19 protein-coding genes are annotated in these 22034 nt (G+C 72.3%); 10 read left to right on the forward strand and 9 right to left on the reverse strand.

The genetic code is table 11. The annotated features are described in order from the left end of the window. Window positions 1-11: 11 nt before the first annotated feature. The 3 genes from murC to NLX86_RS23135 all read right to left on the reverse strand — a co-directional run bounded on the left by murC (window position 12) and on the right by NLX86_RS23135 (window position 2828). Window positions 12-1406 carry a UDP-N-acetylmuramate--L-alanine ligase gene (gene murC / locus NLX86_RS23125; RefSeq protein WP_254373681.1) on the reverse strand — a complete coding sequence of 465 codons (1395 nt, stop codon included), beginning with the start codon at window positions 1404-1406 and terminating at the stop codon, window positions 12-14. 41 nt (window positions 1407-1447) lie between these two features. Continuing rightward, a complete protein-coding gene (locus NLX86_RS23130; protein WP_254373682.1) occupies window positions 1448-1915 on the reverse strand; it encodes an indole-3-glycerol phosphate synthase in 468 nt (155 codons plus the stop codon). A 130-nt stretch (window positions 1916-2045) separates the two neighbouring features. Further along, on the reverse strand, window positions 2046-2828 hold the full coding sequence (locus NLX86_RS23135) for a pyrimidine reductase family protein (RefSeq protein WP_254373683.1): 783 nt from the start codon (window positions 2826-2828) through the stop codon (window positions 2046-2048). On the opposite strand from NLX86_RS23135, the gene zapE reads away from it, so the two are divergent. The 7 genes from zapE (at window position 2827) to NLX86_RS23170 (ending at window position 9246) form a co-directional block, all read left to right on the forward strand. Beyond that, window positions 2827-3957, forward strand: coding sequence for a cell division protein ZapE (zapE, locus tag NLX86_RS23140; protein WP_254373684.1), 1131 nt, complete (start codon window positions 2827-2829; stop codon window positions 3955-3957). The genes NLX86_RS23135 and zapE overlap by 2 nt on opposite strands. A 41-nt stretch (window positions 3958-3998) precedes the next feature. After that, complete coding sequence (locus NLX86_RS23145; protein ID WP_254373685.1) at window positions 3999-4424, forward strand: OsmC family protein; 426 nt, start codon at window positions 3999-4001, stop codon at window positions 4422-4424. A gap of 106 nt (window positions 4425-4530) precedes the next feature. Beyond that, a complete protein-coding gene (locus NLX86_RS23150) occupies window positions 4531-5895 on the forward strand; it encodes an alkaline phosphatase PhoX (RefSeq protein ID WP_254373686.1) in 1365 nt (454 codons plus the stop codon). Window positions 5896-5971: 76 nt separating this feature from the next. Beyond that, entirely contained in the window at window positions 5972-6886 is a 915-nt protein-coding gene (locus tag NLX86_RS23155; protein ID WP_254373687.1) for a PPK2 family polyphosphate kinase, read from the forward strand. Window positions 6887-6986: 100 nt separating this feature from the next. Continuing rightward, a complete protein-coding gene (locus NLX86_RS23160; protein ID WP_254373688.1) occupies window positions 6987-7622 on the forward strand; it encodes a metal ABC transporter ATP-binding protein in 636 nt (211 codons plus the stop codon). 2 nt (window positions 7623-7624) lie between these two features. After that, window positions 7625-8482 (forward strand): metal ABC transporter permease, encoded by an 858-nt coding sequence (locus NLX86_RS23165; protein WP_302061660.1) that lies wholly within the window; start codon window positions 7625-7627, stop codon window positions 8480-8482. Next, window positions 8440-9246, forward strand: a complete 807-nt coding sequence (locus tag NLX86_RS23170) for a metal ABC transporter substrate-binding protein (RefSeq protein WP_254373690.1) — start codon at window positions 8440-8442, stop codon at window positions 9244-9246. Before NLX86_RS23165 ends, NLX86_RS23170 begins: the two co-directional genes overlap by 43 nt. Window positions 9247-9322: 76 nt before the next feature. Here the strand turns inward: NLX86_RS23170 and NLX86_RS23175 are convergent, their stop codons facing one another. Further along, window positions 9323-11047 carry a class I adenylate-forming enzyme family protein gene (locus NLX86_RS23175; RefSeq protein ID WP_254373691.1) on the reverse strand — a complete coding sequence of 575 codons (1725 nt, stop codon included), beginning with the start codon at window positions 11045-11047 and terminating at the stop codon, window positions 9323-9325. After that, window positions 11044-12852 carry a CoA transferase gene (locus NLX86_RS23180; RefSeq protein ID WP_254373692.1) on the reverse strand — a complete coding sequence of 603 codons (1809 nt, stop codon included), beginning with the start codon at window positions 12850-12852 and terminating at the stop codon, window positions 11044-11046. Before NLX86_RS23180 ends, NLX86_RS23175 begins: the two co-directional genes overlap by 4 nt. A gap of 164 nt (window positions 12853-13016) precedes the next feature. On the opposite strand from NLX86_RS23180, the gene NLX86_RS23185 reads away from it, so the two are divergent. After that, window positions 13017-14213 (forward strand): acyl-CoA dehydrogenase family protein, encoded by a 1197-nt coding sequence (locus NLX86_RS23185; RefSeq protein WP_254373717.1) that lies wholly within the window; start codon window positions 13017-13019, stop codon window positions 14211-14213. Between the two features lie 246 nt (window positions 14214-14459). Here NLX86_RS23185 and NLX86_RS23190 read toward each other — a convergent pair whose 3' ends face one another. Then, entirely contained in the window at window positions 14460-15533 is a 1074-nt protein-coding gene (locus NLX86_RS23190) for a sugar ABC transporter permease (RefSeq protein ID WP_254373693.1), read from the reverse strand. After that, window positions 15530-16669 (reverse strand): MFS transporter, encoded by a 1140-nt coding sequence (locus tag NLX86_RS23195; RefSeq protein ID WP_374213944.1) that lies wholly within the window; start codon window positions 16667-16669, stop codon window positions 15530-15532. The genes NLX86_RS23190 and NLX86_RS23195 overlap by 4 nt, the downstream gene beginning before the upstream one ends. A 290-nt stretch (window positions 16670-16959) precedes the next feature. Between NLX86_RS23195 and NLX86_RS23200 the strand changes: the two genes are divergently transcribed. Both NLX86_RS23200 and NLX86_RS23205 read left to right on the forward strand, forming a co-directional pair. Further along, window positions 16960-17673, forward strand: a complete 714-nt coding sequence (locus NLX86_RS23200; RefSeq protein WP_254373694.1) for a hypothetical protein — start codon at window positions 16960-16962, stop codon at window positions 17671-17673. Between the two features lie 145 nt (window positions 17674-17818). Then, a complete protein-coding gene (locus tag NLX86_RS23205) occupies window positions 17819-18463 on the forward strand; it encodes a sigma-70 family RNA polymerase sigma factor (protein ID WP_254373695.1) in 645 nt (214 codons plus the stop codon). Window positions 18464-18519: 56 nt separating this feature from the next. On the opposite strand, the gene NLX86_RS23210 is transcribed toward NLX86_RS23205, so the two are convergent. Both NLX86_RS23210 and NLX86_RS23215 read right to left on the reverse strand, forming a co-directional pair. Then, window positions 18520-19638: a CapA family protein gene (locus NLX86_RS23210; protein ID WP_254373696.1), complete on the reverse strand. Its 1119-nt coding sequence runs from the start codon at window positions 19636-19638 to the stop codon at window positions 18520-18522. Window positions 19639-19735: 97 nt separating this feature from the next. After that, entirely contained in the window at window positions 19736-21973 is a 2238-nt protein-coding gene (locus NLX86_RS23215; protein WP_254373697.1) for an exo-alpha-sialidase, read from the reverse strand. Window positions 21974-22034 lie beyond the last annotated feature (61 nt).

Genomic DNA, 22034 nt, shown 5'->3' on the forward strand with positions numbered 1-22034 from the left:
GTGGCGTCTCCTCAGTTCGACAGGCGGGCGAGGATCTCGGGGCCGAGGTCGGTGACATCGCCCGCGCCCATGGTGAGAACGAGGTCGCCCGGCTTCGCCATTCCCGCGATGACTCCGGGGATCGCCGCCTTGTCGTGCTCGGCCGTCACATCGGCGCCCGCCGCCTTCGCCGCGTCGATGATCAGCGCGCTGGTGATGCCGGGGATCGGGTCCTCGCGGGCCGGGTAGATGTCGAGGACCACCGAGGCGTCGGCCAGTGCCAGCGCCTGGCCCATCTCGGTGCCCAGCTCCTGGGTGCGGGAGAAGAGGTGGGGCTGGAAGACGACCAGGATGCGCGAGCCGTCGGCTGCGCCGCGGATCGCCTCCAGGTCGGCCGTCATCTCGGTGGGGTGGTGGGCGTACGAGTCGATGACCTGGACGCCGTTCGCCTCGCCCTTGAGCTGGAGGCGGCGCTTGACCCCGGTGTACTTGCCGAGCGCCGAGGCGAGGTTGTGGGCCGGGATGCCGAGGGCGACGCCGGCGGCGAGGGCGGCCACCGCGTTGTGCGCGTAGTGGCGGCCGGGGACCGAGACCATGAACGTGAGGAACTTGCCGCCGAGCAGGACCGTCACCTCGCTGGTGAGGCCGCGCGGGGTGACCTTGTGGATGCGTACGTCCGCCGACTCCGACTCTCCGTACGTCACGACCTTGATCGTGGACAGGTCGCGGACCCGGGAGGTGAGTTCGACGGCGCCGGCCTGGTCGGCGGCGACGACGAGCGTTCCACCGGGCACGATCCGGCCGACGAAGGTCTCGAAGGAGTCGAAGATCTCGTCCATCGAGGCGTAGTTGGCGTGGTGGTCCAGCTCGGCGTTGAGGACGATGGCGACCTCGGGCGCGTACTTGTGGAAGCTGCGGTCGCTCTCGTCGGCCTCGGCGACGAAGATCTCGCCGCCGCCGTGGTGGGCGTTGGAGCCCGGCGCGTCGAGGTCGCCGCCGATGGCGTACGACGGGTCGAGGCCCAGCGCGGCGAGCGAGACGGCCAGCATGGACGTGGTGGTCGTCTTGCCGTGCGTACCGGCGACGGCGATCGGGCGCAGCCCGTCCATCAGGGAAGCGAGGGCGTCGGACCGGTGGACGACCGGGATGCCGAGCTCGGCGGCGCGGGCCAGCTCGGGGTTGTCCGCGCGGATGGCGCTGGAGACGACCACGCACGACGCGTCGTCCGCGAGATGCCCGGCGGCGTGTCCGATGTGGACCGTGGCGCCCAGGGCCCGCAGCGCCTCGGCGGTGGCGGACTCCCGGGCATCGCTGCCGGCGACCTGCGCGCCGCGCTGGGCGAGGATCTTCGCGATGCCCGACATTCCGGCGCCGCCGATGCCGATGAAGTGCGGTCGGTCCATGGCGGAAGGAAGGCCGGATGCCATGCGTGTGTCTCCCAGGTCGGTGCGGCGTGTGCGCCTTCAGCCTATTCGTTGTGCGCGAACAGCTTGAGCACCGGTACGCCGACCTTGTGGCGGGCGCGCGAGGCCCAGTCCCGGTGGAAGAACTCCTCCACGAAGTGGGGAGCGGTGAGGACGATCACTTCGTCGGCCCCCGTCTCCTCGACGACCGACTTCAGCTTGTCCAGCGGGTGGTCCTCCACGACCTGGCCCACGGCCTCGTTGCCCGACGCGCGCAGTGCCTCGACCGAGTGGGCCAGTGCCCTCTCGGCCGGAAGTCTCGCGTCCTTGCCCTCCGGCTCCTCGCCCTCGCGGATGGCGCCGGGCAGTTCGCCGAGGGCCACGTCGTCGATGGCCCGGAGCAGCCGGTCCTGGTCGCCGCGCGGCTGCATGAGTACGACGAAGGAGACCCGGTCGTCGCCGTGCAGTGTGGTGATGAAATCCACGTCGACGGATGTCAGGGGCTTCTCGATCATCAATACGCTCGTGAACACGACGGGCGCCCTTTCCTTGATGGGTCGTGGCCGACCCCTGCGGAAACCATCCTGCCCCGTGCGCCCACGGGGCCTGCGCATTTAAGTGTGCCCAGCGGAAACTAAGCGGAACAGCATATTCCGCCGATTGTCAGATCCGACGGTATCGGGTGAAAAGGAAGCCGGCCTCCTCCAGTACGGACGCCAGTGCGAAGCGCTCCGGTACGGCGATCGCGGGCCCGCCGGCGATGCGCTGGGCGTCCCCGGCGGTGAGCATCGGCGCCACAGTCAGGCAGAGCTCGTCCAGTACCCCGGCCGCCACGAACTGGCCGAGCAGCCGGGGCCCGCCCTCGGTCAGCTGCCGGGTCAGGCCGCGGTCCGCCAGCGCGCGCAGCGCGCGCGCCGGATCGACGGCCGCCCCCTCCCCCGCGACGAGCACCTGTGCGCCCGCCTTCTCGGCGGCCTGGATCCGGTCGGCGGGTGCGCCCGCGCCGGTCAGGATCAGGGTCGGGACCAGGGGCGAGGCGAAGAGCGGCAGGGCGAAGTCCAGCCGCAGGCTTGCGCTGACCACGGCGATCGCGGGCGCGGGCCCCTGTCCGGCCGCCTCCCGGCGGGCGGCGAAGGCCTCGCGGGCGCGAGCCGGCCGGTACCCCTCAAGACGAACCGTTTCAGCTCCGACCACCACGACATCGGCCAGGCCCCGCAGGGTCCCGAAGATCCGCATGTCCGTGTCGCAGGAGATCTGCTGGGAACGCCCGTCGTGCTGGGCCGCGCCGTCCAGCGTGGAGACCATGTTGGCCCGCAGCCAGTGCGCCTCCCCGGCCGGATACGCGTAGGCATCGGCCAGCTCGTCGAGCTCCCACTCGCGGCCGGCCGCTCCGGCGGCTCCGGCCGTCTCTGATGTCTGGTCGGTCACGGGGAACAGGCGTCGCATGCGGTGCAGTGTGGCACGGGACGTAGAGTGGACAGCTGTGTCGTCCTCCCTCACCGCGTCCGCACAGGGCCCGATTGCCGAAGCGGGCCCGCTGTCCCTGTGCGCCCGCGCGCCGCACGTCCCCGCCGACCGGCTGGTCGCCGAAATGGTGCCGCCGCCCCGGTTCGACTCGGTGCGTTTCGCCACGTACGTACCCGACCCCAACCAGCCCAGCCAGGCCGAGGCGGTCTCCGGGCTGAGCGCCTTCGGGGCCGGTCTCGGCGGGGCGCACGCGACGGGCTCCGGCAAGCGCCGGTGGTTCGCGAAGAAGCCCACCGCGCCGGCCGGCCCGCGCGGCGTGTACCTGGACGGCGGGTACGGCGTCGGCAAGACGCACCTGCTCGCCTCCCTGTGGCACGCCACCCCGGCCGCCCCCGAGTACAAGGCCTTCGGCACCTTCGTCGAGCTGACGAACCTGGTCGGCGCGCTCGGCTTTCAGCAGACCGTGCGAACCCTGAGCGAGCACCGGCTGCTCTGCATCGACGAATTCGAGCTCGACGATCCGGGCGACACGGTCCTGGTCTCCACGCTGCTCGGCAAGCTCGTCGACGCGGGCGTGGCGCTGGCCGCCACCTCCAACACCCTCCCCGGCAAGCTCGGCGAGGGCCGCTTCGCCGCCGCCGACTTCCTCCGCGAGATCCAGGGGCTGTCCGCACAGTTCCGGCCGCTGCGGATCGACGGCGAGGACTACCGGCACCGCGGGCTGCCCGAGGCGCCGCCGCCGTACTCCGACGAGCAGGTCACCAAGGCGGCGTACACCAACGAGCAGGCGTCGCTCGACGACTTCCCGGGCCTGCTGGACCACCTTTCGAAGGTCCACCCGAGCCGGTACGGGGCGCTCACGGACGGCGTCAGCGCCGTCTGCCTCACCGATGTCAAGCCGGTTCCGGACCAGTCGACTGCGCTGCGCCTGGTGGTGCTCGCGGACCGGTTGTACGACCGGGAGGTGCCGGTGCTCGCGTCCGGACTGCCGTTCGACCAGCTGTTCAGCGACGAGATGCTGAACGGCGGCTACCGCAAGAAGTACTTCCGGGCGATCTCCCGGCTCACCGCGCTGGCGCGGGACGCGAAAGGCTTGGTGGCCCAGTAGGTTGGGGCCGGTTGGGACCAATCCATCTGAAGGGATCCATCATGGCCACCAAGCGTCAGGCGCACACGGTGTGGGAGGGCAACCTGCTCGAGGGCGCGGGCACCGTGACCCTCGACTCCTCCGGCATCGGCGAGTACCCGGTCTCCTGGCCGTCGCGCGCCGAGCAGGCCAACGGCAAGACCAGCCCCGAGGAGCTCATCGCGGCCGCTCACTCGAGCTGCTTCTCCATGGCGCTTTCGCACGGTCTCGCGCAGGCCGGCAACCCGCCCACCCGGCTGAACACCCAGGCCGAGGTCACCTTCCAGCCGGGCACCGGCATCACGGGCATCCACCTGACGGTGCAGGGCGAGGTGCCGGGTCTTGACGAGGCCGGCTTCGTCAAGGCGGCGGAGGACGCGAAGGCCAACTGCCCGGTGAGCCAGGCGCTGACGGGCACGACGATCACGCTGTCCGCGTCGCTCGCCTGACCGGTAGCCACACGAGGCACTGTGGCCCGCATGGTTCACGTGTCACCCAAACGCGTGATACACACGTGCGGGTCACATCTCCTGTCCCCCAGCAGGGAGTTGCCTCATGACCGCGACACGACGTCAAGTCCTGGCCGGTACCGGCGCATCGATCGCCGGCATCGCCTTCACCGGCTCCGTTTCGGAACTGTTCACGGATACGGCCGCCGCGCAGGGCCGGGGCAGGAGCGGTTACGGGCCGCTCGTGCCCGACCCGGACGGCCTGCTCGATCTGCCCCGGGGATTTCGCTACAAGGTCCTGTCGAGAGAGGGCGATCCGCTCCGCTCGGACGAGGGCAGGGTGCCCAGCAACCATGACGGCATGGCCGCCTTCGCGGGCCGCCGCAGCCGCGTCCATCTGGTGCGCAACCACGAGAACCGCCCCACCGCCAGGATCCGCGTACCGGCCGTCAAGGGCCTGACGTACGACCCGAACGGCATGGGCGGCTGTACGGCCCTCGCGCTGGACTCCCGTAACCACGTCCTCGGCGAACGGGTCGCCATCGCCGGTACCGCCGTGAACTGCGCGGGCGGGCCCAGCCCCTGGGGAACCTGGCTGACCTGCGAGGAGACCGAGGACAAGGCCGGCACCAACGGCTACACCAAGGACCACGGCTTCATCTTCGAGGTCGACCCGGTCGATCCGCACCGCACCGGCGCCGTGCCGCTCACCGCGATGGGCCGCTTCCAGCACGAGGCGATCGCCGTCGACCCGAAGAGCGGCATCGTGTACGAGACCGAGGACGCCTTCCAGAAACCTTTCGGCCTGTTCTACCGCTTCCTGCCCGAGAAGCCGCTGGGCGGTACGGGCTCGCTGCGCGCCGGTGGTGCGCTGGAGGCGATGCGGGTACCCGGCGTGCCCGACCTCTCGGCGATCCAGGAGACCGGCGCGAGCTTCGGCGGGGTGGAGTGGGTCCCGGTCCCCGACCCGCTGGCCAAGGAGACCCCGATCCGGCTGCAGGACTTCGGTCGACAAGGCATCACGCACGCCCAGAAGCTGGAGGGCTGCTACTGGGGCGGCAAGTCGGTGTACTTCGTCTCCAGCTTCGCGCGCAGCAGGGAGGGCTCGGCCGGCGACCACTTCGGCCAGGTGTGGAAGTACGAGCCGCACCGGCGCCGGCTGACCCTGGTCATCGCCTTCGGCCCGAGTACGGACATCCAGCTGCCCGGTGAGTCCCCGGACAACATCTGCCTCGCGGCCGGCGGCGGCCTGATGGTGTGCGAGGACGGCGACGGAGCACAGCACGTGTACGGGCTGACCAGGCGCGGCGAGGTCTACCCGATGGCCCGCGGCGCCCAGAACATTGGGACCCCCAAGGCCCCGGAGTGGGGCGAGTTCGCCGGGGTCGTCTTCTCGCCGGACGGCGGGACGATGTACGTGAACTGCTACACCCCCGGCACCACGTTCGCCGTCACCGGCCCTTGGCGATAGCGGGGCCAGCACTCGCGGTTCCCGGCGATCCGTCGCACGATCGAGGGAACTGACCGGCTGCCGGAAGGGGTGCGCAGTGGCCAAGAAGGACACGAAGAAAGGCAAGGCCGCGAAGGGCGCGAAGAGCCCGGCGAACAAGCAGCGGCGGCCTGCCGGTCTCCGTGGGCTGCTGCGTATCCCCGGCGACGAGCCGCTGGATCTTTCCTCCTACGACGCGGCGGACACACCGGCGAGCCCGGCCGACCGGATCGACGCGCTCGCCGACACCATCCAGATGGGTGAACGTCTCGGCGAGCTGCAGGAGCGCCTCTTCGCGGCGAGCACGTCGGGCGACCGGCGCCGGCTGCTGCTGGTGCTCCAGGGCATGGACACCAGCGGCAAGGGCGGCACGGTCAAACACGTCATCGGTCAGTTCAATCCGTCCGGCTGCCGGGTCAGGGCGTTCAAGGCGCCGACGGCGAAGGAGCTGAACCACTCCTTCCTGTGGCGGATCAAGAAGGCGCTGCCGCTGCCGGGCGAGATCGGGATCTTCGACCGCTCGCACTACGAGGACGTCCTGATCGCCCGGGTACGCGAACTGGTGCCGCCCGACGCGGTCGAGCGCCGCTACGAGAAGATCAACCGCTTCGAGAAGTCCCTCGCCGACGACGGGGTGACCGTCGTGAAGGTCTTCCTGCACATCAGTCACGAGGAGCAGCGGGGCCGGCTGCTGGAACGGCTCGACAACCCGGACAAGCACTGGAAGTTCCATCCGGGCGACATCGACGAACGCAAACTGTGGCCGGCGTACATGCGGGCGTACGCACTGGCCCTGGAGCGCTGCTCGACGGATGCGGCCCCCTGGTACCTGGTCCCGGCTGACCGCAAGTGGTACCGCAACTGGGCGGTCAGCAAACTGCTGCTGGAGCACCTCCAGGCCCTGGATCCGCAGTACCCGAAGGCGGACTTCGACGTGGCGGCGTGCCGCACGGCGCTGCTCCACGGGCACTGACCTGTGCCCCTGCCGCGCTCACCGGAATGACTTCCCGGAGCGCGGGAACTGGACGCGTCTGCCATCCGACTTCCTTCGTGCGGAGAACGAGGGAGGTGTGATGGGCGGGCTGGAAGTGCGGATGAGCGAGGTCGCCTGCCGCCATGGCCGGGTCGAGGCCGTACGGGACGTGGATCTGGAGATCGCGGCCGGTGAGCGGGTCGCGCTGACGGGCACCAACGGCTCGGGCAAGACCACGTTGCTGCGGGCCGTGCTCGGCCTGCACCGGCAGTGGGGCGGCCAGATCCTGGTCGGCGGACGCGGCACCCGGTCGGCGGCCGAGTGGGCGTGGCGGCGGCGGGCCTGCGCGTGGATTCCGCAGAAGCCGGCCACCGGCCGGTTTCCGTTGCTGGCAGCCGAGTTGCTGGCGAGCGGCGGGGCCCGGGGCGAAGCCGTCGAGGCGGCCGGGAAGCTGGGGGTCGGACATCTGACCGGCCGGCCGCTGCACACCCTGTCCGGCGGGCAGTTGCAGCGCATGTACCTGGCTCGGGCGATCGGTTGCGTCACCGCCGGCGCCGGCGTACTCCTGGCGGACGAACCCACCGCCGCGCTGGACTTCGATGGTCAGGAAGAAGCGGCCGACGTGCTCACCTCGCTGCCGGTCACCCTCGTGGTCGTCACCCATGACCGGGCACTGGCGGACCGCTGCGACCGGGTGCTGGAGATGGCTGCCGGACGGCTGCGGGAGGTCGGGTGAACCTGGCGGCAGACGTCGGTGAACTCCTGCAGCTCCTCCCCGTACAGCGGGCGGGACTGGCCCTGCTGCTGGCGGCGGTCGGCCTGCCGGTGATCGGCGTGGTCATCGTGGGGCTGGACATCATGCCGGTGCGGTTCGCGATGATGCATGTGGCGCTGCTGGGCATCGCGGTCGGCATGCTGACCGGCCTCGACCCGGTGCTGTGCGCACTGGTCGCCTGCGCGCTGGCCGGTGCGGGCGTCGCCCCACTGGCCCGTACACCGGACGGACTCTCCGGGGCGATGGGCCTGCTGATGAGCCTGGCCATCGCGGCGGCCCTGCTGGTGCTGTCCGTCTCGGGGGTCAACGCCTCCGGGGCGTTCGCACTGCTCTGGGGCTCGATCCTGTCGGTCGGCACCCCGGACCTGGTGGTACTGGGCGCGCTCGCAGTCATCGTGCCGGGTCTCTTCTGGTGGCGGCGGCGCGATGTGGCGCTGCTGCTGTACGACAGGGAACTCGCCCTCTGCTCCGGGGTTCCGGTGCGAGCCCTGACCCTGGTGCTGCTGGTGCTGGTCGCGGTGGCGGTCGCGGGCGCGATCAAGCTCACCGGCGCACTGCTCGTCGACGCGCTGACACTGCTCCCCGCGCTCGCCGCACGCCGGCTGGGGACGTCACTCGGATCGATCACCGCCTGGGCGGTCGGTATCGGAGTCGTCGTCAATCTGACGGGCTTTCTGATCGCCCTCCGGCTGGACCTGCCGCCCGGTCCGGTCCTTGTCCTGACGGCGGGGGCTGTTGTCCTCGGCGTCCATCTGATACCTGAACGGAGAATCAGCTCATGGCGCGCAACCGCGTCCGTTTCACTTCCCTCCTCGCACTGAGCGCGGCACTGGCCCTGGTCACCGGCTGCGGCAGCGACAGCGACAGCGGCTCGTCGACCAAGGACGGGAAGCACCCGCACGACGGAAAGCCGGTGGTGGTGGCCACCACCACCTGGGAGGGCGCGTTCGCCAAGGCCGCGGGCGCCGAGGACGTGACTGTCATCGTGCCCCAGTCGGTGCACCACGCCCCCGACTACGACCCGAAGCCCTCCGACCTCGCCGCCGTGGCCAAGGCCGACTTCGTGCTCTACGCGCCCTTCGAGCCGTACGCCGAGAAGATCAAGGAGGCGGCCGGCTCCGACGCCGAGCTGGTCGAGGTGAACCTCGACAACGACGCGGACAACGCCACCGCCGAAGTGGCCCGCCTGGGCAAGCTGTTCGGCACCGAGGACGCCGCAGCGAAGTGGAAGACCACCTTCGACACCGAGTACGCCACGCTGTCGAAGGATCTGAAGGCGGCCTGGCCCGGCGGTAAGAGCCCGGCCGTGGTCACGCAGGTCTTCACCGCCTGGTCGGCCAAGATGGCGGGTGTGAACGTGGTGGGGACGTACGGGCCCGAGGCGGTCACCCCGGCGCAGCTGGCCCAGCTGTCGAGGAAGAAGCCCGCGCTGGTGCTGGACAACGCGCATATGTCGACCGGGACCGTGCTGCCCGACTCGGGCGCGAAGCAGGTGAAGATCGTCAACTATCCGGGTGAGGACCTGGATCTGCTGCCGGTGTACCGCAAGGCGGCAGCTGAGCTGAAGGGCGCATTGGCGTCCTAGACCGTCCCAGACCAGACCCTTCCCGGCCGTGGGGGCAGTCCTGACCAGGACTGCCCCCACGGCCGTTTGGGTCGGATCAGACCGCCTCCGCCGACGGGGCTGCTGCCCCGTCCGCGCCCGGCTGTGGTGCCTGTGTCCCGGCGAGGCGCTCGCGGAGGGCGGGCCGGTCGGGCTTGCCCGCCGGGGTGAGCGGGAGCTCTGCCACCAGCAGGAGACGTTCAGGGTGCTTGCGCTGCTCCAGCCCGCGAGCGGTGAGGTGGTCGCACAGCTCGGCGAGGGTGGGAGCGTCTCCGGCGGTCGCCACGATGCACGCCGCCAGCCGCTCCCCCATCAGCTCGTCCGGTATGCCGACACACACCACGTCGCGTACGAGGGGATGGGCGGCCAGCTCCCGTTCGACCTCGGCGGGGCTGATGTTGGCGCCGCCGCGGATGACGACGTCCTTCAGGCGTCCGACGACGTGGAGGGTGCCGTCGTCGTCGAGGAAGCCGAGGTCTCCGGTGCGGACCCAGCCGTCGGGTGTGCGGTAGCGGGCGTCCAGGTCGGGGGCGCCGACGTAGCACAGCGGGGTCATGGGGCCCCGCGCGATGATCTCTCCGATCGTGCCGTCCGGCGCCTCCTTGAGGTCGGCGGCCTCGGGATCGGCGATGCGGATATCGGCGACGCGGGGGTCCGGACGGCCGGCCACGACGCCCGGGCCGTCGGCGCTCGGGGCGCCGGAGTTCGGGCCGTCGGCGCTCGGGGCGCCGGCGTCCAGCCCCGTATGGCAGTTGACGCCGTCGGCCGACCCGTACAGGTTGACGACGGGGCAGCCGAAGGCACGGCGGGCATTCTCCGCCGTGGTCTCGTCCAGGGCCGACCCGCCGAGGATCAGCGCCGTCGGCGCGGGCAGGTCCGCGCCGCAGTTTTCGAGCCGGTCGAGCATCATCCGCACCATCGTCGGTACGCCGAGGATGTGCGTGGGCTCGTGTTCCCGCACCGCGTCGAGCGCGGCCTCGGGGGTGAAGTGGTCGAGCAGGACCAGGGTGCCCCCGTGGCGGGCCAGGGTGACCGCGGTGCCGTTGGAGCCGAAGGCGGAGGCGAGCGGTACGAGGAACAGACAGCGGGGCGGAGTCCTGTCGGGCATGAGGGAGGCGAGGAAGTTGCCGCGTCCGCCGGCGAGCGCGTTGTGCGAGTACGCGACCATCTTCGGCTCGGCCTCGGAGCCGGAAGACACCAGGATGCGCGCGGCGCTGTCGGGATCGGGCCGGGCGGGGGTGAAGGCGCTCGGGTCGGAGCGCAGCAGCCGGGAGAGCGGAACCGTTCCTTCGGGGGCCGTACCGGGCCCGGCCGCGATGACGTGGCGCAGTGCCGGGAGCGCCGGGGCGAGGGCGAGCAGATCGGCGGCGTGCTGGTTGCCGCGGTGCTCGGCGGCGGCGATGACGGCGACGGCTTCCGCCCTGCGCAGCAGGCATTCGGCCTCGATGCTGCCCCGGCCGACCGGGAAGGGCAGCGCCACGGCGCCGAGGGCGGCCAGGGCCAGGTCGGCGATGACGGCGTTGCGGCCGCCCGGGAGCTGGACACCGACCACGTCGCCCGGACGTATCCCGACGGCTTCGAGGCCGGTGGCCAGACATCGCACCTTGCGGTCCAGGGCGGTGTAACAGAGCTTGCCCTTGGCATCGATGACGGCGGTGCGGTGCGGATCGGCGATCTGATGTGCCCGGTAGAGGCTGTAGAGATCGAGGTCGGGGCAGGTGCCGTCGGCGGCCCAGGAGCGGCGCAGCGGGGCGGGCAGCAGGTCGTGCAGTACGACGGTCATACGAAGCTCCAGGGGTCGGGAACGGCGGGTGCACCGTGGGCGTCGCAGCTGATCGAGCCGGCGAAACGCGGGTCGTGGTGCAGGTCGGCCAGGTCGGTGGTGACGGCGGTCGCAGCCAGCCCATGCGCGCGCAGTTGGGTCAGGGCCTCGCCGGTGGGCAGGTCGCGCAGGTCGTACGCACGGGCTGCCGCCGCGCAGGCGTCGGCGGGGGCGACCCAGCCGTCTGCGGTGGGCAGCGGCCGGCGGAACCCGGCCGGTTGGCGCGGGCTCTGGCCCGTGGCGGCCCGGCGCAGGCCGGGAGCGGTGAGCACATCGGCCGCCCCCAGGAGGGAGGAGTCCACGCGGACGCCCTGGCCGGTGCGTTCCCGCAACAGCAGACCGGCGAGCACCGCCTCGGTTCCGAGGAGCCCGCCGAGGACGTCGAGGAGCGTCATCAAGGACGGGGCGGGCGGCTCGTCCGCAGGCCGTGCGGCCTCGCCGACGCCGGTGCGAGCCTGGACCATGAAGTCCGTGCCCATGGGGGCGCCGGGCAGGCGATCGGCCCAGCCGCTGGTGTACGCGTATACCAGGGCGGGGTTGACCACGGACAGGTCGCCGGCGTCGAGGCCGAGCTGCGCGGCCTTCCCCGGCGCCCAGTTGTGCAGGAAGACGTCCGCCTCGGCTGCCATCTCGCGCAGGCGGCGCCGGTCGGACTCCGCCTTGATGTCCACCTCCACGGCCTGTTTGCCCCGGTTGAGCGCGAGCCAGCGGGCGGAGATCCCGGAGCAGGCGGGCGGCATCCCACGCAGCGGATCGCCACCCGGCGGCTCGATCCGGATCACCTCCGCACCCAACAGCCCCAACAGGTGTGCGGTGAGCGGAGCCTGGATACGGCGACCGGCCTCCAGCACGGTCAGGCCGGCCAGCGGTCTGGCGGCGGTGGGTGTCACTTCCGCGGGCCGGTGGCCCGATCCCCGAGCGGCCAGTGACCACGGGGCCGCGCCGTCGTGTTCGACGGCCCGCTCGGCGGCGCGCTCGGCCGCGCGCTCGGTCAGCGAGCGCAACGGGCAGACCTCGGCGCCGGAAGCGGACGCGGCCTCCCGGATCCGCTGCCAGGAGTGGTCCCGCGTCGTCGCGTGCAAGGCAGGGGGCAGGGGCGCGCAGGCGGTGGCGTATCGGAACTGGAAGGGCCGCCAGCCTGCCCGTACGGCGTCGGCCGGCGCGTCCAGGGCGCGCCAGAAGGCGGCCCACGCTCCGGCATCGAGCGTTTCGAGCTCGAAGAGGGTGCCGTCTGCTGCGGTGAACGGCGGCCCGCCCGGCGCCAGTTCCACGGCCTCGCCCTCCGCGGCGCCGGCCGCTGCGAGGTACTGGGAGACGGACAGCAGCCCGGCCCGCTCCGCGCTGGTGGTCACCTGCGCGGCCGGCCCGCCCCTGGCCTGTGCCAGCAGACCGGCCAGCAGCCCTTGCGCGGTGAGTACGGCCGTCGCCGTGGCGGCACAGTCGACCGCCAGGCCGCGCGGGCTGCCGTCACGGCGCCCGTGCACCGCCATGATGCCGGTGGCGGCCTGCGCCGTCGCCTCGTCACAGATGCCGGTCTCCCGGCTGCCGTCGGCCCAGGCCGTGCGGGCGCCGGCAGCGGCGAACCCGTCGCCGGCCAGGGATATACGGGCGGCCGGGCCTTCGCTCTCCTGGCCGGAGTCCGTCGGGGCAGCACCGAGCAGCCGCAGGTGTTCGGCGGCGAGTGCGGTCAGCTCCGGGGGCCCCGAGGTGTGCAGGTGCAGTCCGTCGAGTGGCCGGACCGTCCGCATGGTGGCTGGTGACGCCATGCCTCTCCTTTCCTGGCGCGGCGGTGGCCGTCGCCCGGGATGTTTCGGAACAGGGGAACCCGGGGGCTTTTGCACCCGACCAGTTCCATCGGAGAGGCAGTCGGACTGTCGTTCCCATGGGTTCCCGACAGGCTGGAGGAAAAACGGTGGAGAACCAGGGCGAAATGGTGCGCGGCCTTCCCGAATGTCCGCCGCAGGCGGTGAAGTTGAGGGACCGGGTCACCGACTTCGTACGCCGCCGGGTCATGCCGAGTGAGGCCACGCTCGATGCCGGCGGGCCCGCGGCCGCAGCCACCATGCGTGACCTTCAGTCCCAGGCCAGGGATCAGGGGCTGTGGGCCCTGCCGCTCCCGGCCGAACTGGGTGGCCAGGGCGTACCACTGTCGACGTACGCGCATATCGCCGAAGCGGAGGGGGCCAGCGACCATGGGCCGGCCGCGCTGGGCTCGGCGACACTGCTGGACGTACTGATGCTGCGGCGGCACGGCTCCGACCGCGTGCGCCGGCTCTACCCCGAGCGGCTCGCCGCCGGGGAGCTGCGTACCTGCTACGCGATGACCGAACCCGACACCCCGGGCACCGATCCGTTCCTCACCGAAACCCGCGCCGCCCAGAGGACGGACGGCAGCTGGACCGTCAGCGGGCGGAAGTGGTTCACCTCCGGCGCCGGCGAAGCCGACCTGGTGACCGTCCTCGCGCGCACCGCCGGCGCACCGCCGGACCGCGAAGGGCTCTCCCTTCTCCTGGTCCCGACCGATACCCCGGGCTTCCGCGTGGTGCGCGAGCTGCCCGTGCTCGGCGCCGGCGGACAGTGGGAGATCGAACTCGACCGCGTCACCGTGCCCGCCGATCACCTGCTGGGCGAGCGCGGCAAGGCACTGGCCATCGCGGGAGAACGGCTGCAGCTCGGCCGCACCTTGCGCTGCCTGCGCTGGCTCGGTCAGGGCCGGCGCGCCTTCGACCTGATGGGCGAGCGGGCCAACACGCGCACCCGGTCGTACGGTCCGCTCGCCGACCACCAACTCGTACAGCGCCACGTCTTCGAGGCGCTGCTCGCGCTGCGCACCACGCGCCCGCTGGTCTACGAAGCCGTGGCCCGGATCAACGCCGGCCAGGACGCGCAAGTGGAAGTGGGCCTGGCCAAGGTTGCCGCGGCCCGCATGCTCCAGCAGGTGGCGGACGCCGCCATCCAGATTTACGGGGCGGCCGGGCTCGGGCCGGACACCCCGCTGCCCGCGCTGTTCCGCACCGGCCGGACGGCCCGCATCCTGGACGGCCCGGACGAGCTGCACATGACGTCGGTGGCCCGTCGAGTGCTGCGCGAACGCGGGCGCCAGACGGCCGACCGGAGGTGTTCTTGAGGTCCTGTCCGGTCGATCAGGCCGGATCTGGGAGGTCTGGTGCCGCGGATCGCAAGGCGGAGGAGGCCGTGACATCAGTCGCTGCCGCGACGGGCGACGCGGTGGGGGCACCTCTGGGGGCACCCGCAGAGGTAGCTGTGTGGGGGACGTCGGCGACCGACGACAACGCGGCGAGGCGCGGCCCGCCGCGGAGCGGCTGATGTCACTGCGGGCACGCGAGCCCGGCATGATCGGCCGGACAGGACACTATGCGGCCCGGACGTCCACGAGTCCGATGAGGGCCGCGAGGCCGAATGCCAGGAAGAAGTCCCCCCACACCAACTCGTGTCGTACCGCCGTCCCACGGGCGGCGTCGTAGCAGCCGTTCAGCAGCATGCCGGGCGGACGGCCTGCTCCGGTTCCGGTCAGATGGGCGTGGGCCAGATGGTGAAGGGTCGCGACGGCGCGGGCCTGGAATTCGGTCGCCTGCGGCCCTGCCGTGCGGGCGAGTTTGAGCAGGGCAACGGCGGCGATCGCGGCGGCGGACGTGTCGGACGGACCGTCCGGCAGGGCCGCGTCGGCTGCCGGAACGAGTGGCGCCCCCGCCACCGTCCACGGAGCGGCCAGTTGCCGGGCCGCCGCGAGCCGCCGCGGCTTCCGCTCGTCGGCCCCCAGGCAGTGGATCGCGTCGGCAACCGCCAGCATCAGCCACGCACTTCCCCGGCTCCAGCCCGGCGGCGGGTCATCACACGCGCGCCAGCCGGTTTCCGCCTCGAAGCGGCAGGCCGGCCGCAGCAGTCCCTCGTGCAGGCACACATCGAGATGCCGGTCCAGATGGGACCCGGCCGCTGCCGCACCCTCGGGACCCACGGCAGCGAGCAGCGGCACCATGCCGGGAACTCCGTCGACCCGCGCCAGCAGCCGGGGGCCGCCGAAGGCCGATCCCCAGGGCACCAGGCCGAGTCGCGGATCCATCGCGGCCAGGCAGGTACGGCCGGCCCGCTCCCGGAGCTCGGCCGCCCTCGCGTCACCGGTCGCCAGGGCGGTCCCGTACCAGAGGATCAGCCCGCGGGTGGCGGTGTCGGCCGGTACCCAGTCGGCCAGGCGTCCGGTGCATGCCGACGCCACGGCCCGGTCACCCTCGGCGCCGGTGTGCAGCGCCCGCAGCCACAGCAGCCCGGCCCAGAACCCACCGGTCCACGAACCGCGGCCCGTGGTCGTCCAGCGGCCGCCGTCCGGGTCGGCGAAGAGCGGGAACCGGTGACCGACCTCGGCCTCGGTGACCGCAACGCGGCCGAGGAGGGCCGCCAGCGCGCGCTCTGCCCAGTCCGCCGTGGTCATACGGAAACGACCGGCGTTCGGCGACGGTCCCGTACCGCCCACAGCACAGCCACCGCGCACGCGCCCGCGAACTCTCCGGCGACCAGCAGCCAGCCGGGTCCGTAGTGCCCGGCTTCCGCGAGAAGACCGAACAGCGGCGGCCCCACCGCGAAACCGGCGAAAAAACCCGCCGCGACCAGCGCCGAGTCCAGTCCCGCCCGGCCCGGCGCCGCACGCTGCATGACCAGCACCATGGAGACGGCGTTGGCCGAGACGGCAAACACGCCCACGGCCGCCGCCGCCACCCATGCCAGCGGGTGTAGGAGGGTCGCTCCCGCGAGGAGCAGGGCCGCTGACACCGCTCCCGCGGCCAGCCATCCCGGCAGCCACGCGGCGCGCCCCGGACGACCGGCCACTCGCGACCAGCCCACCCGGCCCGCGATTCCGGCGACGCCCAGCACAGCCACCAGCGCGCCGGCCGCGGTGGGCCCCAGCCCGAGGCGCTGAGCACCGAAGAGTGCGAGATAGGTGTTGACCGACGCGATCCCGCAGCCCAGCAGCAGAGAGAAACCCGCCAGCCAGGCAACAGTGCCCCGGGGGATCATCGACGGACGCGGCCCCGGGGCAGCCGAGGTCCCCTCCGGCGGATCCGCCGGGAGCATACGGACGGCCCAGACAGCTGCCACGACAGCCGTGCCGGCCGCCGTCCACACCGCGCCCCGCCAGCCGATACCGCCGGCCAGAGCCGCCAGCGGCAGACCGGCGGCGAATGCGCCGAGCTGCACCCCGGACTGCTTCATGCCGGTCACCGAACCGCGTGCGGGCGGCGGGACCGCGGCAAGGATCGCCTTGTTGGTCGCGGGATTGGCCAATGCCTGGGGCAGACCTCCCAAGGCCACCGCCGCGAGCAGCAGCCCGGTGCCAGGGGCAGCGCCGATCAGCCCCAGTGCGGCGGCGGACACCAGCAACAGCGCCACCAGGCAGCGGCGCGGGCCCACCCGGTCCACCACCCGGCCGCCCACCGGGGAGAGCACGGCGGCCGTCCCGAAGCCGACCGTCGTCGTCAGGCCGAGCACCGTGGGCGAGATACCGAGTTCGCCGACGAGCCGCGGCCCCAGCGCACCGAGCAGGAACAGCTGCATCATCGAGAACGCCATCGCGCAGGTCAGCAGCGCTGTCAGGGCGCCGACAGCGGGTTGCCGCCGGCCCGTTCCGGCCGATGCGGTCGGTGCCTTCCGCTCCGCCTCCACAGGTGTTCTCCGTTCCACGCCGACTCGATCGGCCACTGGGACCTTGTCAGAAGTCGGCTCGCACCGACGCGGAGTTCCCCGGGTTTCATGTGTCCTGCGCCACATGCCCCGGGGTGAACTGGAGGCCACCGGAGGCGCGTAGAACATTCCGGACCCGCCGCCTGCGAGCGCGGGACGGATGCGAGGATGAGGCCGCCATGACTCCGAGTCGAAGCTGTCGCGCGGTACGGGCTGCGGTGTTCGCAGCCGCCTGCGTGCTGCTCGCGGCTCTCGGCCACGTCCTCATGTCAGGAGCGGACGCCCCCTGGTGGGCGATGTGCACCGCATTCGCCACGAGCGGTGCCATGGCGTGGGTGCTGGCCGGCCGGGAACGCGGGTTCCTCACGGTCGCCTTCGCGGTGGTCACCACCCAGGCGGCGTTGCACTCCGGGTTCTCCCTGGCCCAGGCGGTGGTGAGACCTCAGCTGGCCGACGGCGCGTCGTTGGGCCGGCAGTGGGCGCAGTACCTGCTGTGCGGAGCGTCGGAGGCGAAACCGCTTCGGCCTGCCGATATGCCGTCCATGGGCGAGCACGCCCACCACACCATGCACGCCATGCCGGACCACACGGTCATGCCGGTGAGCCACGGCATGGGTGACATGTCGCCGAGTGGGATGCTGGCCGCGCACCTGCTGGCCGCCCTGCTGTGCGGCCTCTGGCTGGCCCACGGTGAGCAGGCCGCCTTCCGTATCCTGCGCTCCCTGGCCGCCTGGATCGCCGCTCCACTTCGACTGCCGCTACGGCTCCCCGCGTATCCCTACCGGCCGCGCATCCGCGTCCGCCGCGCCCGCCCGGCCCAAGCCCTGCGGCAGCTTCTGCTTGTGCACGCCATCACCTCACGGGGTCCGCCCTCCGGGATCGCTGTCTTCTGACGGCCAGTTCCCCGCCGCCGCGACGGTGCCTTCACCACCGCGGCGACGGGCATCGGCGCTGCCCCACGCGGCGCCGTACCCACCTCACCGGCCCCGCCCGAACGCGGCTGCCGGATCCCGGATTTGTCGAAAAGGACACCAGGCGATGAACCCTGCCCTCCTCCCCCGCCCGCCGCAGACCACCGGCACGCGCCCGCCGAGACGCGTCAGCACATCCGTGCGCACGAATGACGAAGCGATCACCGGCTGGGCGCTCGCCGCAGGCAGTGGCGATCCGGCTGCCGTGGAACGCTTTGTATGCGCACTGCACCGCGACGTCTGGCGTTACGTGGCCTACCTGAGCGCGGACCCGCAGTCGGCCGACGACCTGACCCAGGACACGTTCCTGCGCGCGCTCGGCAGCCTGCACCGCTTCGAAGGCCGCTCCTCGGCGCGCACCTGGCTGCTCTCCATAGCCCGGCGCGCCGTGGTGGACAGCCTCCGCTACACCGCCGCCCGCCCCAGGCTGTCGGGCACCGACGACTGGCAGTCCGCGGCCGAACAGGCCCAACCGCGTGACGCGCCGGGGTTCGAGGACGGAGTCGCCCTCTCCGAACTGCTGGCCACGCTTCCGGACGAGCGTCGCGAGGCCTTCGTACTCACCCAGTTGCTGGGACTGCCGTACGCCGAGGCGGCGTTGGTCAGCGGCTGCCCGGTGGGAACGGTGCGCTCCCGTGTGGCCCGCGCCCGCACCTCCCTGATCGAGCTGCTGCGCGATGCCGAGCGGCCCTTGACCGGCTCCGAGGCCTGACTCCGAGCCGACCCGGCCCCGGCCGGCACCTGTGTGCCGGCCGGGGCCGGGTGCTCTCAGCAGCCCAGGGTGAGCATGCCGTCGCCGCCGTCGGTGGCCTCGGCGATATGGGTGCCGAAGGCGCGGCTTACGCGGTTCAGCGTGGCCCGCAGCCACGCGGCGTCTTCGGCCGAGGCGTGCTGGAGGCGCAGCCGGCGGGACCGCAGGGGTGTGATCCGCGCGGCGGCCAGTCTGCCGGTTTCCGGCCGCACCGAGAGGACGTACAGCAGCCGCAGGTCGTCCCGGTACTCCTCATAGCCGGTGATGCCCTCGTAGTCGTCGATGAAGTCGCCGCAGCCGTACAGGATGAGCTTGTCGCGGTACACCTCCAGGGGGCGGGGATGGTGCGAGGAGTGGCCGTGCACGACATCGACCCCGCCGTCGATCAGCGCGTGCGCGAAGCGCACCTGTTCCCGCGGGATGCCGTAGCCCCAGTTCGATCCCCAGTGGACGGAGACGACCGCCACGTCCCCCGGTCGCTTCGCCTGCCGCACGCGGTCGGCGAGCTCCGCCGCCGCGGCCTGGGACGGCTGGGGTACGAAGTCGACACCGGGCCGGTCCTCGGCCGCGGCCCAGCTCGGCGGAATGCCGCTGGACGACATTCCGCAGGAGAAGACCAGGACCCGGCCGGCGCCGGCGACGGCGACGGCCGCGGGCCGCCGCGCCTCATCCGCGTCCCTGCCCGCGCCCACGGCCCGCAGGCCCGCGCCGGTCAGGGTGTCCAGCGTCTCCGCCAGTCCCCGGTGGCCGAAGTCCAGTACGTGGTTGTTGGCCAGGACGCACGCGTCGGGCCGGGCGGCGGTCAGGCAGGGCAGGTTGGCCGGGTGCATCCGGTAGTGCACCGCCTTCCCCGGCGCGAAGTCGTCGCTTCGGGTGATGCTCGTCTCCAGGTTCACCACCCGGACGTCGGGCGCGCTCGCGTCGAGTGCCTGGAGGGCATCGCCCCACGGCCAGGAGTAGTCGACGGGACGAGGGATCGGACCGTTCGCCGCCTCCGCCAGCTCGACGTATGTCCCGGCGTCGTCCAGGAACGTCTCCCGCAGTGCCGGATCACCGGGGTGGGGAAGGATCTGGTCGACGCCGCGGCCGAGCATCACGTCGCCGCAGAGGGACAGCGTCACCAGGTCGCCGCGCACGCTTCCACGCTAGGCCGCGCGGACCCCGGACGGTAGTCGCCCGGGGTCCGCTCCCTGGTCAGACCCACTGGTCAGGCCCGCTGGTCAGGCTCTCTGGTCAGGGGGTGGTCAGCTCGTAGAAGCCCCGGCCGAAGGTGGCGGCGACCAGGCGGTGGTGCCCGGCGTCGTACTCGATGTCGTCGACCGGGACCAGCGGCATGCCACGGCCGAGGCGGTGCCAGTTGCCGCCGCCGGCCCGGCCGGCGAACACGCCGTGGTCGGTGCCCACGTACAGGACGTGTCCCCGCCCGATGACCAGGTCGTTGACCGGTGCGGCCGGCAGGTTGCCGGACAGGTCCTTCCAGTGTCGGCCGCCGTCGGTGCTGCCGTAGACGTGGGGCAGCCGGGAGCCCGCGCGGTAGCCGGAGTGGGTGGTGTAGACACGGGCCGGGTCGGCCGGGTCCACTACCACACGGGTCACCCAGCCCCGGCCCTCGGCCAGCTTCGTCCAGGTCGCGCCCAGGTCTTTGGTGACCCAGACGCGGCCGTCGTCGGTGCCGGCGTAGACGGTGCGCCCGTCGCCCGCCGGTGCGATCGTCGTGATCGTCCCGTAGTTGGTGTAGATCGGGTCGGCGCCCGGGCCGCCGGTCAGGTCGCCGCTGATGGGCTGCCAGGTCACGCCGCCGTCCGTGGAGCGGTTGAGTACCTCGGCGCCGTAGTAGAGGATCTGCGGATCGCGCGGGTCGAAGACGACGGGCGTGAACCAGTTGCGCCGTTTGAAGGTGGTCTTGTCGGCGAAGTACGTCAGCGTGTCGCCGCCGTCGGTGGAGCGGAAGCAGTTGCCGTACTGGTAGCAGGCGTAGACGTTGTCGACGTCCGTCGGGTTGATGAGGTTCTCCTCGCCGTCCCCGCCGAGATACTCGTTGAAGCCCTCCCCGCCCCAGGAGCGCAGCGATCCGTTGTCCTGCGCTCCGCCGGAGATCCGGCCGGTGTCCTGCGGGGTGATCGCCGCGCTGTAGAGCTGGGTGTACGGCTCGTGGCGGGCCTTGACCCAGCCGCCGTCACCGTCGCTGTCGGAGCGGTAGACCCCGCCGTCGTTGCCGAGGTAGACGCGGCCGGGGCGGCGCGGATCCCAGACCATCGCGTGGTGGTCGACGTGGATACTGGTGTCGTCGTGCGTCCAGGTGGCGCCGCCGTCCTTGGTGGTCAGCAGGGCGACCCCGGCGACGTGGACGTGCCGGGCGTCCTTCGGGTCGGCCCAGATCTTGCCGAACCACCAGCCGAAGCTCGACTGCGAGTCGGTGAGGGCCTTGTTGGCCGGGGTCCGGTTCCAGGTGTCGCCGCCGTCGGTGGAGGCGTAGAAGCCCTCGAAAGGGCCGCTGGTCTTGTTGACGATGGCGTAGAGCCGGTCGCCTGCGACGGCGAGACCGATCCGCCCCACGTCGGGGCCCTGCTCGGGCAGGCCGCCGCCCAGTCGCTGCCAGGTCGCCCCGCCGTCGGTGCTGCGGAAGACGCCCGATCCCACGCCGCCGTAGGTGCGCAGGTCGGGGCGGCGGCGGTGGTCCCACATCACGGCGTACAGCGTGTTCCCGTTGACCACCACTTCGGTGGCACCGGTGAACTCGTTGGCGCCGGTGAGGATCCGCTGCCAGGTCGTCCCGCCGTCGTCGGACCGGTAGACGCCCCGGTCGCCGCCGCCGTTGTAGAGCGAGCCGGCCGCGGCCGCGTAGATGCGCCGCGGGTTGGCGGGGTCCACGGTGATCGCACTGATCGCGCCGGAGTCGCGCAGCCCGATCGGCCGCCAGTGGGAACCGCCGTCGGTGCTGCGGTAGAGGCCCGTGCCCTCGTACGTGATGCTGCCGCCGCCGGGGTTGGGCTCGCCCGTGCCGGCGTAGAGGGTGCCGTCCGGGCCCGTGGCGACCGCCCCCATCGCCTGCGTCCAGTCGTCCGGCCACGCGGACCGGAAGGTCTGCCCGGCGTCGGTGCTGCGCCAGATCCCGCCGCTGGCCGCGGCGGCGTAGACGGTGTCGGCGCGCCTGGGGTCGAGCGCGAGCGAGACGATGCGTCCGCCGATGTTGGTGGGCCCGACGGACTTCCAGCGCCCGCCGACAGTGGGCAGTTGCCGCGCCTGCGTCGCGGCGTCGGCGTGGGCGTGGCGCGGAATCGACTCTCCCGGCCAGGTCTTCTGCAGGTACCGGTACTCGGCCGGCGCGGCGGGTCCGCGTACCGGCCGGTACACATCGGGCGGGCCGGGCGGCGCCGCGGCCGCGGGGGCGGTGACGATCGCGGCGCCGACCAGCGAAGCGAGGACCAACTGAAGCAGACGTCTGCGCATGAACACCCTCTTGGTCGTCATGGCCGTTTCAAACCGTGTCGACGTTACGAGAGGGGACAGCGCGACAGAAGTCGCAAGTCAG

The organism is Streptomyces sp. A3M-1-3, assembly GCF_024213665.1.
Taxonomy (GTDB): Bacteria; Actinomycetota; Actinomycetes; order Streptomycetales; family Streptomycetaceae; genus Streptomyces.